The organism is Aeromonas sp. 604282 (assembly GCF_049170575.1).
In the GTDB taxonomy this organism is placed as follows: Bacteria; Pseudomonadota; Gammaproteobacteria; order Enterobacterales; family Aeromonadaceae; genus Aeromonas; species Aeromonas veronii_A.
The window spans coordinates 50,962-62,722 of the sequence record NZ_JAAKMV010000002.1; the positions used below are offsets into that span (position 1 = coordinate 50,962).

The following is an 11,761-nucleotide window of genomic DNA, read 5'->3' on the forward strand; positions in this document are numbered from 1 at the left end:
GATTGTTAAATTTCGTCTAAATGAGCTAAAAAGCCGTCTGCAAACTCAGATAACATCATCGTGCTATAGTTTGTACTGCCACTTGACCAAGGAGACCCCTCGGGAGAAAAAATTAATTGCATCGAGTGTAAGTCACTCAATAACCGAGAGTATGGTATTAATTTCGACACTCCACTACATTGTTCAATCTCTTGTTTCAATATCGCTTCATACTTAGGCAACTCGTGTCCATATTCATATCGATTACGGCTCTTAAACAAGCGTAGTAATGCCAAGTGACTTGCCGTTAACTGGCTAATCGTAGAAAGATAAATTGAGTTCAGCTCTTCAGTAACGCTATCAACTTTAATTGAATTCAAAATCAACTGTACAAGCGCGTTATGAGTAGCGACATCGCTGGTCTTTAAAGCTATATCTGTTGACCTTAGAATTGCACTTAACACCGCATTATGCCGCTCTACATCTGTTTTGAGCTTATCCATATCTATCGAAGCGTTATTAAGCGCGTCAGTAAGGGTATGAAGCCAACGTGTTCTTCGTGCATTGTACGGGTCTTCAACAATTGAGTTCAGTAACTCAAGTGCAGTCCCAGAGAACATTGGGGATAAGCCTATCCCAGCTCTTACAAGCCGATGAAACTTATCACTTGCAGGTTCTACCGATGGATCAAATTCTTCTTTATTTATCATCGTCATTTAAAACTTCCTATCAAATCAGTAAATTTAACGCCCGCATTTGCGGTTGGTTTGAAGCGCAGCGGAAAACCAATCCGACAACATGCGCTTGTTAGGCGATTTTTTCAAATCAGATTAAAATATACTCTAACAATTTTGCCATCATATTTTTCAGCATACACTGGATACATACCGTCACCCATGACTGTAGTTACTGCTATTCCCGCTCCCTTATGCCCGAGCTTAAACGGCATCTCACCATATCCTTTTTCTGACATAGTGGCATAACATGCACCAGCATAAGAAAAGTTAATCTTGTTAGAGTAATCTATTTCAATAGTTTCAAATCTGCCTAAGGCTATTAATTCATTTACGGTTTGTTCAAAGCCAGCAATTTTTTCTTCGTAGTTAGAGAAGTCTTTTCTGAATTGATAGATATCACCAGTTTCAGTGTCTTTTAGTAATCGAATATCTTCAAACTCATCATCTTGCCATTCAGAGTTGATGTAGCAGGGGTCTGTAATCATGAGTTGACCGCTATCCACAGCGACCATGCCCATTTCTTCTATTTCATATTCTGCATCAGATGAAAAAATCCTAAAGTCGTCATCTTCATCTTCAAGGGCAAGCTCAAGAAGATCCATTGTTCTTCTAATGTCTTTAGATTTTTCCAGGTCACTTCTTAATCTTTTTACTTCTTCAGATTTACTAGACAGTTCACTTTCGTGAGATTTTTTGTCTTCGCTTAACCTAATTATTTCCTCTTCTCTTATTTTTATACGCTCATTCAATATCTTTTCAATGTTTTCTGGACTCTTCTTCTCTAGAGCAGAAATCTGATCCTTCAAAAATGAATTATTCTTTTCTACAGCCTTTATTTGCTCGTCCTTAGACTGTAGAGATGAATTCAAATTTTTTATGTATGCAGCATAAACCCAACCCGCAACAATAAGTGCAAAAGCATTAGATCCTAGCTGCAAATAATTAATTAGTTCCTCAGGCAAAGTCCACTCCTCTTATTCGCCTAACAGTGATTAGATAGAAGGCGGCACTAATCCGTTAGCAGAGCCTTCCATATAACTCCGATCTGCCCTGATTTTTGCCATGAAAAAAGCAAATTAAATCAAAGCATTACCAATCTACCTCTGATACTTGAATGTATTCGCTTGACCTCCTCTTTTTACTCTACCATTACTACTGTATAAAAAAACAGGGCCATAGGTTCGATTAGCGAAGCGTAATCGGACGTTCGAGAAATAATATCATCATCACTTAAAAGCATTCACTATCGGGCTTTCAATATAAAACCGTTTTCCGATAGATATCTGTGCCGCTCTGCACACCATGAATTTTTCACCTATGTAACCATATCGATGGCGCTTGTTTCATTGGTGCGACAATCTGCTCTCTCCATGGGGTGGGCCAGGGATTGGTTGCGAGATAACAACTCGCCCGATCTTTGCCCCGAATAGGCTGGGGGTTGTGACCGCGGTGCAATGCGCTGCGCGTATTGCACCCTACGCCTGTTAACCGGCCTCGGGGCTGCGGGCTGGGTGTTGCCCCCTGTTGTTCGCCGAGGTGAGGGCCGTAGGTTCGATTAGCGAAGCGTAATCGGACGTTCGAGAAATAAGGTGTTATCACGTTGAAATACTCACTATCGGGTCTTCAATATAAAGGCATTTCCCGATAGGGATATCCAGCGCTTGCTGCTCTGCACACCATGATTTTTCACCTACGCAACTATTGTGATGGTGCTTGTTGCATAGGTGCGACAATCTGCTCTCGCCATGGGGTGGGCCAGGGGTTGGCTGTGAGACAACAACCCGCCCGATCTTTGCCCTGAATAGGCTGGGGAATGTTACCGCGGTGCAATGCGCTTATTGCACCCTACGTCTGTTTACCGGCCTCGGGGCGGAGGGGTTGGGTGTTGCCCCCTGTTGTTCGCCGGGGTGAGCTCGTTTGTCTAGGCCGCTAGGAAGGATGCCGATCACGTGGCGGTGAAACACCATCATCGATTTTCAACAGTCCAATACTCACCATTATTATATGGTTCACCTTCATCATCACATCGAGTAACCTTATTTTTCCCTTCTCCCATATCAAGTTCAAGCCAAGGTAATTTAGAGTTTTTAAATATAAAGTAGGCAGGCTCTTCTACGTTTATCTTTTGTGGCTTTTTGGGGCTGCAAAGTAAAAAGTGAGGCCTTACATTTGGCCATGTATCTTCATCGCCGAAAATAGCATTGAATCGTTTGTTTTTACTGTTTAACTGAGCGTTGCTAAAATAACTATCGCCTTTAGCCTCGATCATCACAATATGGGTTGTATTTTCGTGATCAACAAAGGCAAGAAGAAAGTCGACATCCTCTTGAGTGCCTGATATTTGATAGTCTATATTAACACCTTCATTTTCTATCGAATTCCGTTTGAAGGCTTTGTCAGCATCATTATGGGTTAGGAATAAGCTGGCATAAATCCAGTCAAGGTGATAGTCCATCGCGGCAAAGTATTCTCTGGGGATCTTTATACCGATTAGCTCTGATATTTTATCAAGCTGTTTGTCATCCATGCGAAACTCGGGGTTTCCCAGCATTTGGCCAATCAGGTAAAAACGCTCTTTGCGGTTAAATGATCTCAAGTTTGAAATTATGTCAACGTTCATATAATCCACTGGGTACGACGGTTAATTATTGTACATGAGATAGTGATAAGGCTAATGCCCCCATTTAATCGCCTTACTGTTTTTTGTTAAAATGAAAAGGTTAATTATTTTTATGGGGGCTTTGATTTATATTAAAGCTGCAGTGATGCCCTTACCTCAAAGACTTCTTCACTAACACATTTAGCTCGCTTTCCTTTTCCACTTGGTTGTATGACAAATTGAAGCGACTTATTTAAAGGGACTGGCTGTTTTCTGTAGTCTCGACCAATTTTAAATGAGTCAGAAAATGCTGCGATGGAACTTGCGAAGTGATGAATCATGTTGTCTTTGTCTGCATAGTCAGTTTCATCTAAATCGGTCATTCTGGATAATATCGCGCAGTCAATCAATGTTCCCTCCAGCCATAAAGAAGTAGAGGAATATCCCGCACACCATTTAAGATTAGTACCTTCTAAATAAACTTCCATTGTGCTTGTGTTTTCGCCAACAAAACATGAACCTATCATCAATCCTGTGATATTACATTCTTTTGAGCGTAAACCTACCTCCCAGATAAGGTCTGAAATTGATACATTGCCGACCTTTTTCTTGTAGCCATGAGCTGCAATATAGACCGTGGTATTAGTGAATTTTCTTTTGCACAGACAGTCCAAAGCTTTTAAAAAGCTACTTCTATCATAAAAGTTAGCATGATAAACCTCTGTATCACCAGCAAGTTTACCAACACCTTCAACAAAAGGAAGAACGCTTGTTCTATTAGAGTCACTATAATCAAGTTCCCATGGTGATTCTAGAATTAATATTGCACGATTAGAACTATGTCTTTTTGTCATCTTGTCACCTATTTGAAGTTTAATATATGGTTCGTGTTTTATTGCCTTATTCGCTCTCTAAGATTAAGTTTGTTTCTCCTAGGCATGTTATTACCTGCGTAAGTATGACTACTCTGTATAAATCTATTTAAGATGCCAAATGGGTGGATATCTAGGATTTTCCACATCATTACTTCGAATACACGAGGAGCGATTAACCTGTTGCAGAGAGATTTTTATTTGGCCACGTAAAGAAAAGTCACTCGCCAAGCCGCGCAGCGGCGGCGAAACCCCGTCGAGGACGGAGTTCTCGTGTCCTGCATGGCGAAGGCATGCCATTTAGGCAGATGATATTCCGCCATGCAAAGATGTTACCGAACCCCTAACCCTCTCCCGCAAGGGGAGAGGGGATGGTTACCGCGGACGATTACGCTTCGCTAATCGACCCTGCAGGCTTATTGCACCCTGCGCCTCATCCCGTGGTGGGAGAGGCGCACTCCCGCTGCTTGGTGACCCATCCTCTGGAATGCTAGGATGCCCAACCGTTTTCTTATCCAACCCTTATCACTTATGGCAAACCGGCTCGTCGAGAGTAAAAACAGGATCACTCGGGCAGTACGCTGGCTCGCAACTCGCGGCGCAGCGCTCTTCGCAGAAATCTCGGAGTTTCAGCAGCGCATCTGGGTGGTCAGCATAACGAACGACAACTACACGGATACCTTTATCGTCAATGAAGGCAGCTTCGAAGAGCCTATGCAGTGGATGCGGCGCAAACAGTACAACGCCGACATGCTGCAGCGGGTAGATGCCATGCAGCGATCCCAGGTAATCCAGTTCGAGCTGGGCGACATCCGCCATCGCCTGATGCGGGTCAAATAACGCTGAGCATGCTCAGTAGCGACGGGCGTTGGGCCAAACGGCATCAATATGCTGACCAGCCAGTGACCCATACCGCAGGATGCAACGAAGGAAGTGAATTGCACCTCTATTCGGCGCAGGTTTGCTTGTGGCAACAGGCTTTGTGGATTGCGACATGCGCCTCACCCATATGAAGGTAAAGATGGTGACCGCGGACGATTACGCTTCGCTAATCGACCCTACGCTAAAGTGGCTACCGCCCCTGACTCTCGCTACCAGATTGCGCCGTTGACCATTGATCTCGGAAAAGGGGCCAACAGACGCCCGTCGCCATATTACGGAGCCAGAGTGGTCTTATCTATGGTTTTAATGGGCTAACTATCAGAAAAGAGTGATTTTTTGCGCTGGCACAAACTTTTATTAACTGACGATTAGTTGATGACTATCTGGGTTTTGGGCGGCCGGTGGGACTGGGGGTGGATGGGGCGCCCCCCAACGATACCTCGAGTCTGACGAAGGAGGCCCCTCAGACGCTCGAACTGCAGCGGTTATGGGCGGCAAGTGGAATGAGGTGGATGTCGCCATAGCGGGGCTCGATGTCGAACAGCTCATCGCCCGCCACCAGTTGTCCGCCGCGGCGCTGGTGCATGGCTAGCCGACTCTGGTGCTACTCTGGCAATAACCGCAAAGCGGGTCTCACTGATGAGCCGCGGATCACCTTGCTCTGCTTTCGGGCAAGACTTGGGCCGATAACATCCGCCCGCAGCCTGCAGCTTCCTCTCTCTTGGCCCTTGCCTCTTTCAAGGAAACCTCTGGATAGACAACTGGTACCAGCCCCTCTCCTTTCTACCGGGGCAGAACCTGAGGCGCCTGTACTTCCCCCGATAGGGAGGGCCTATTTCATCAGGCAGCCTCTGCTGCTGACCAGCGCCCCTTACTTGTGACCCCATGGAGTCGGATGGCGAAATGGAGGGCTCTCCCGTTTCAATTGGGAGTAGATGACAAGTGCAGGGAGGATAATCCACCACCTAACAGCCAAGCATAGCAAACATATGGAGGGCTTTTTCCCCTGCCGGAAAATGCGTCCCCTAATCACGGAGGAATATCACAAGGCCAGATTAGCCGACGAGAGACAACAAAAAACCCGCAAAGCTTTTGGCTATGCGGGTTTTGGTATTTTTAAGACTCTAATATGGTGCCGAGGCCGGAATCGAACCGGCACGACGCGAACGTCGAGGGATTTTAAATCAAAGAGCTTCGTTTGCATCTCACCGCATGAGATAGCAAGTAGATGGAGCGAGTAACACCGCAAGTTCGCAACAAATCGCACTCCGTCATAGAACATCGCATACCGCTTATCACAGAATTCGCAAAGATACGCCGCCGTGTTGGTCTTGCCCCCGATCTGATAACCTCTGAGCTTTCGCATTTGCAATCGTTTCAGTCGGAGTCCCCCATGGCAGCCTATTCCCCTCCCTTCACCCTGACCCACGCCATGTTGAGCCGGGTGGCGGAGATCGCAGAATTGGTGGGGCAATGGCGCTCGACGCAGAGCTCGCAAGTCCCCATGCTGCGCCGGGAAAACCGGATCCGCACCATCCAGGCATCCCTGGCTATCGAGCACAACACCCTGAGCCTGGATCAAGTCACGGCAGTGATCGACGGCAAACCTGTACTGGGATTGCCCCGTGAGATCCAGGAGGTGCGCAATGCGTTTGCCGCTTATGAAGCAATGTCGGCTTGGGCCCCTACCTCTTCTGCGGATTTGCTCAGGGCCCATGGACGTTTGATGCACGTGTTATGCGATGACGCAGGGCAATGGCGTAGCAGTGGGGTCGGCATCTATCGAGGTGAGCAATTAGTGCATATGGCTCCCCCCGCGACTCAGGTTCCGCGTCTGATGGAACAACTGATGCAATGGTTGGCAGAAACAGAGGCCCATCCCTTGATCGCCTCTTGTGCCTTGCACTACGAGTTGGAGTTTATCCACCCCTTTTCCGATGGAAATGGTCGTATGGGACGCTTGTGGCAAACGGTGATCTTGAGCCGTTGGCAACCAGTGATGGCCTTCCTGCCGGTGGAAGCGATCATCAAAGAGCGCCAAGAGCACTACTACCACCAATTAAGTCAGACCGACAGGCTGAGTGACTGCACCGATTTTATTCTGTTTCTGCTAGAGGCGCTGCGAGATGCGTTGGCCGAAGCGATTACCGCACAGCCGACATCTCAGCCCACCCCGCCAGAAAAAGTGAGGGTAGAAACGCCGGTAGAAATGAAGGTAAAAATGCGGGCAAAAACACCGGATGCAGTGTTGGCGATCTTAGCGAGCGAGCCTGCCCTGACCCTGACACAAGTAGCCGAGCGAATAGGCAAATCGACCAGCACGGTGGAGCGAGCAGCTGCCGCATTGGTTAAAGCGGGGCGATTGCGCTTTGTTGGTCCGCGCAAGGGTGGGCATTGGGAAGTGTTGTCATAGGACTGCTTGCTAAGGCCACCGAGTGAGTTGCTACAGCCGCCCAGCTTCCGGGTAGCATCAGTAAACATATAACCAGCCAAGTAAACCCAAGCGCAACGAACCCCATTTGCGCACAAAGGAGGCGCAGTAACTCTCTGTTTTATCTCACTAACACCACAAGGTGTAAGATCTCCATTGGGGATAATCAGATACTGTGATACTTACCCCACATCCCAATGGATAGACTCCTATAGGTCAGCTAACCTGACCTCACCACATTCCCCAAAAGACGCATGAAATGGAACTCTCGTCGCTCGCGGTATCTGTTCTGGCAACTTCTGGCTTGTTCTTGGGCCCGATATTCTTATCAGTTGGGATCATCTTGCTAATAAGAAAGAGGCTTCGCTCACATAGGGTCAGCCCGTTGACCGCCGACCTGCTCAGGCCAGCGGGTCACACCCTGCAACAGCAAATCCAAGACCTACAGATAGACCTCTTTTCCCAAATGCTATTCACGCCATTGACCATGATGATGATCGGGTTCTACCTCTTGTTACAGAGCTACATCGATAAGAAGGCTATGAGCACGACTGTGATGCTGACTTCTGGGGTAGTCATGCTGGGTCTCTTTATCTATGGCACAACCAAAACTTACAAAATGGCCAACAAGGTTCAACACCTCAAGCTGGGTTACTCCTGTGAACTGGCAGTGGGTCAGGAGCTGGACCAAATCGTTAGGCCCCAACAGTACCCCTATCGGGTTTACCACGATATCCCGTTTGATGGATTCAACATCGACCATTTGATCATCTGCCCTAACGGGGTCTTTGTCATCGAGACTAAGGGTCGCTCCAAACCCATCAACAATGGAGAAAAACAGTTCAAGGTTCGGGTCGAAAATGATGCGCTTCACTTCCCAAACCATGTTGAAAAAGCGCCGCTCGAACAGGTCCGCCGTAACGTCACCACTGTGCGTAACTGGCTCAACAGTGCAACTGGGACCGAAGTCCCGGTAGGTGGCGTTCTGGTTCTACCTGGCTGGTTTGTGGATTTACGCCAGAAGATCACCTTCCCCTACATCGTCAGTGCCGCTGCACTCCCAAAGCAACTCCCCCAATTTAGAGCTGGCTCACTTGAACTGGCTCAGATCCAGGCCATAGCGCACCAAGTAGAGCAAAAAGTACGGGACGTCGCCAAGGCAGGCTAACAAGACTGTATTGCCGACTGATTTTGCATCGGTCGGCAAAAGTCCCCCTCCCTTGAATTCCCCTCGGTTTGAGGCTTTTGGGGTATAGGGGAACACAGGGGGGATTCGCAGCGATGAATTTGAAGCTACCCATTGCGGGTAAAAAGCCAGCGGCGCTATTGTACTAATTCTTTTTTTGCACAAGGAGTGTGCTCGATGTCTATCTCGCCCATGGATCTCGCTACTTATTACGGTGTCGATGACATTCCTGCAGCCCTATCGATAGGCGATAACCTCCATAGTTTGCTCGTAGCCATATTCAGGAATGAACCTCTGAATCCGCCCCGCTGTGACATTCTAGCCAACTATGACCTTAACGCCTTGAGAGGCTTTATCAACGGCGATATGACTCTCCCTGAGTTCAGACGCCAATCTGCGGTAGAACAGGAGCAGCGCCGTTCTAAATCTCTTTACTATAAGGGCCGAAAGATTGTGCATCGCTACCAACCTTCAATCACGAAGCCATTGGCTGCTCAGCCAGACGACAAAGCTAATATAGAGAAGACCAGACAAAATCCCACTTGGGATTACCTGCAGAAGTTCCGGATCAAAAATGGTCTGGCCGATGGCCAGAATTCTGTGTCCCTCCCCCCGCATGAACTGGCCAAACAATTCTGGGTGGATGATATCACCAGTGCGATCACGGGCGGTGCCAGGTTGCACAGCCTCCTTGTCGCTGCCGGACAAGGCGCGACGATATCAGCAGCAAACAGACAATTTCTCTTGAACAGGGGGTTGAATGCCTTGCTGTGCTTCTTGACCGGCGACCTCTCCCAAGAGCAGTTCGACCAAAAAGGGAAAGCAGAACAGGAGCAACGAAACGAGCTTGCGCAACAGAAACAACGCGAGATCGCCGCTCAGAAGGCCGCAGATGAAGAACGTTATAAAGCCGAGCAGAAAGCCCGAAGTGTGCGACTTGAGGCTGAGCGGATTCAGCGTGAGAGTGACCCCAAGTACATCGCACGGATGAAGAACCAAGCACTCAGGGAGAAGTATGGTGTCACTGGATATGTCGAATCACATCACCTCAAACAGCTCATGGCAATCCTTCTCAAGCTGGATGCAGGTACACGGCTACTGGAGACTGAAACCATCTGGCTCAAGAGCAATGGCCGTGAGTACGAGACAAAGGAGATTCTGCATAGCTACAACCGACTCGAAGCTGATCACTGGCTAGCGGAGTACCGCAACAGTAAGAACCCATGGAGTGCAGTCAATGCCAGCGGACACTTGCGTAAATGCGCAGCATCGAATGAGGCGATTGCGCTGCTGAGTGCCATCCCAGCCAAGCGGCAGGTTCAGCCTAAGCTGAAATCCGCCATTCTCACCACTCATGGTGGCGCGATGCGTGACCATGGCGAACATGCTGCCGCATTGAACATGGGTGCTGAAGCTCACCGCCTTCAACCCAACAACTTTCGCCCCTGCACACTACTTGGTGCAGTCTGTATCGAGCTTGGCAACATTAGTGAGGGACATGAGTGGTATTGCAAGGCGGAAGCCAGAGGCGCTGGCCGTGACAGCATTATGTCGGATGTCAGGTCGCTTCTTACCCGGATGACAGCCGATAAGCGTGAAGCAGTTATCGCAGAGCTGTTACGCATTCATCCCGAACAGTATCGATGGCTAACGAAGTGGCGTCAGGCAAAGGCATAATTGACATTATTGCTAGCAAACCGAGAGTGAATCGCAAGCCGTTATGGTTGGGAAGTGTCTAGATCGCTAGTGGCGGTTCACATGGGAAAAAATGTATCGACAAGCTCATGCTCTATTTGAAAAACTAGAAAAAATTGGTCATTTAAGGTAGGCATGATGACTTACAACCCCCTGGATGAAGAGTTACAAGCCAAGAATGCTCACATGAAAAAGGCAAAGCAAGCAGCTGAATATTTGGCTGCAGAAGAGCTCTGGTTCACGGCGTTCAACCGCGAGATGGAAACAGAAAAGCTGATAGCAGCACAAGCACTTCACTCCGAGCACATGAAAGAGCATGATCATTTAAAAATTTTACTAACTCACCAGCGAGCAAAATGTAGTCAAATCGACGGGAACTTAGATACCTTTAACCCGTTCATCAGGTTCTCAAGCAAATATGACCAGATGAAAGAGAGAAAACTAAAAGAATTCAGTCTCTTGAGTTTGTTGGAGATGCAGGTCAAACGCTCCAAGGATGAATGCGGGAACGCTCAAGGACTTGCCAAAGCCATCACCGACAATATTGCCCGCTATGACAGCTATCAAGCTGCACTAAAGGGTGAGGAAAGAGAGTTGAGCCTACAGGCTGATCGCGCAGCGATTGAGTTCGCCAGAGTGTATGTCAAGCACAAAGTCATCGAGGAAGCCCTTCAACCCAAACTTGACCTCATAGCAAAGTACGAGGCGGAGCTGGAAAAGGTGGCCTCGGATCTTGCTTATGCTGAGTCGCTGCAGGAGAAGCTTAATAGCAGTAATTCCTACGAGCGCAGAGAGATCCATCAGTCGTGTGAGAACTTCTTTGGAACTGGTAAGCCCAGCAGTGTGATTGTCAAAAAGAAACGTGTAAAAAAGGCTCTTGAACGCAAGCTGGAAAAAACCCAAGTAGTGGCTAGACGCATAGGTTTCACCAAATCTTGGGTTATCAAGAAACTGTTCATAGACGGTAATAACCTCTGTTACTTCGACGAGAAGTTCATCGGTCTAAAAGCATTGCTCGCACTGATCAAGACCATTAATGGGCAATACAACATTCAGATCGTTTTTGACCATGGCATTCTTGGACTCACAGAGCTGACTGCTGCTGAGATTAAACAGCGATTCCCTGACAACGTAGAGGTTCACATCGCCGCTAGAGGGCAGATCGCGGACCACACGCTCATCTCACTCGTAAACAGTGATGAGCAGTATTTTTTGATCAGCAATGACCGATTCGCAGAATTTGCTGACACCCCTGCGGTGGAAGAAGAAAGGGTCATTCGCCATGAGCTCTTGAGCGATACCATTTTCATTCACGACCTTGACCTCCAGGCGACCTTCTAGCAAATAGCGCAGCCTGGACTACCGGATGTATTGCGGGGC

The 11,761-nt window shown here is 47.9% G+C and carries 10 protein-coding genes; 5 read left to right on the forward strand and 5 right to left on the reverse strand.

Features of this window, described 5'->3' with window-relative positions; all coding sequences use genetic code 11:
* Window positions 1-5: 5 nt before the first annotated feature.
* The 4 genes from G5367_RS03310 to G5367_RS03325 form a co-directional block, all read right to left on the reverse strand.
* Window positions 6-695 (reverse strand): hypothetical protein, encoded by a 690-nt coding sequence (locus tag G5367_RS03310; RefSeq protein WP_421243803.1) that lies wholly within the window; start codon window positions 693-695, stop codon window positions 6-8.
* Between the two features lie 104 nt (window positions 696-799).
* Entirely contained in the window at window positions 800-1,678 is an 879-nt protein-coding gene (locus G5367_RS03315) for a hypothetical protein (protein ID WP_167567363.1), read from the reverse strand.
* 1,004 nt (window positions 1,679-2,682) lie between these two features.
* A complete protein-coding gene (locus G5367_RS03320; RefSeq protein WP_127006434.1) occupies window positions 2,683-3,336 on the reverse strand; it encodes a hypothetical protein in 654 nt (217 codons plus the stop codon).
* Window positions 3,337-3,467: 131 nt separating this feature from the next.
* Window positions 3,468-4,169 carry a hypothetical protein gene (locus G5367_RS03325; RefSeq protein ID WP_279490632.1) on the reverse strand — a complete coding sequence of 234 codons (702 nt, stop codon included), beginning with the start codon at window positions 4,167-4,169 and terminating at the stop codon, window positions 3,468-3,470.
* A gap of 663 nt (window positions 4,170-4,832) precedes the next feature.
* On the opposite strand from G5367_RS03325, the gene G5367_RS03330 reads away from it, so the two are divergent.
* Window positions 4,833-5,027 carry a hypothetical protein gene (locus G5367_RS03330; RefSeq protein WP_279490633.1) on the forward strand — a complete coding sequence of 65 codons (195 nt, stop codon included), beginning with the start codon at window positions 4,833-4,835 and terminating at the stop codon, window positions 5,025-5,027.
* Between the two features lie 505 nt (window positions 5,028-5,532).
* Here G5367_RS03330 and G5367_RS03335 read toward each other — a convergent pair.
* Window positions 5,533-5,655, reverse strand: a complete 123-nt coding sequence (locus tag G5367_RS03335) for a hypothetical protein (RefSeq protein ID WP_421293819.1) — start codon at window positions 5,653-5,655, stop codon at window positions 5,533-5,535.
* 807 nt (window positions 5,656-6,462) lie between these two features.
* On the opposite strand from G5367_RS03335, the gene G5367_RS03340 reads away from it, so the two are divergent.
* From G5367_RS03340 to G5367_RS03355, 4 genes are all read left to right on the forward strand, one after another.
* The gene (locus G5367_RS03340; RefSeq protein WP_421293820.1) at window positions 6,463-7,482 is read left to right on the forward strand and encodes a Fic family protein; all 1,020 of its coding nucleotides are present in this window, start codon (window positions 6,463-6,465) and stop codon (window positions 7,480-7,482) included.
* A 403-nt stretch (window positions 7,483-7,885) separates the two neighbouring features.
* Window positions 7,886-8,668 carry a nuclease-related domain-containing protein gene (locus tag G5367_RS03345; protein ID WP_421243805.1) on the forward strand — a complete coding sequence of 261 codons (783 nt, stop codon included), beginning with the start codon at window positions 7,886-7,888 and terminating at the stop codon, window positions 8,666-8,668.
* A gap of 195 nt (window positions 8,669-8,863) precedes the next feature.
* Window positions 8,864-10,363 (forward strand): hypothetical protein, encoded by a 1,500-nt coding sequence (locus tag G5367_RS03350; RefSeq protein WP_421243806.1) that lies wholly within the window; start codon window positions 8,864-8,866, stop codon window positions 10,361-10,363.
* Between the two features lie 153 nt (window positions 10,364-10,516).
* Window positions 10,517-11,722 carry a hypothetical protein gene (locus tag G5367_RS03355; RefSeq protein WP_421243807.1) on the forward strand — a complete coding sequence of 402 codons (1,206 nt, stop codon included), beginning with the start codon at window positions 10,517-10,519 and terminating at the stop codon, window positions 11,720-11,722.
* Window positions 11,723-11,761 lie beyond the last annotated feature (39 nt).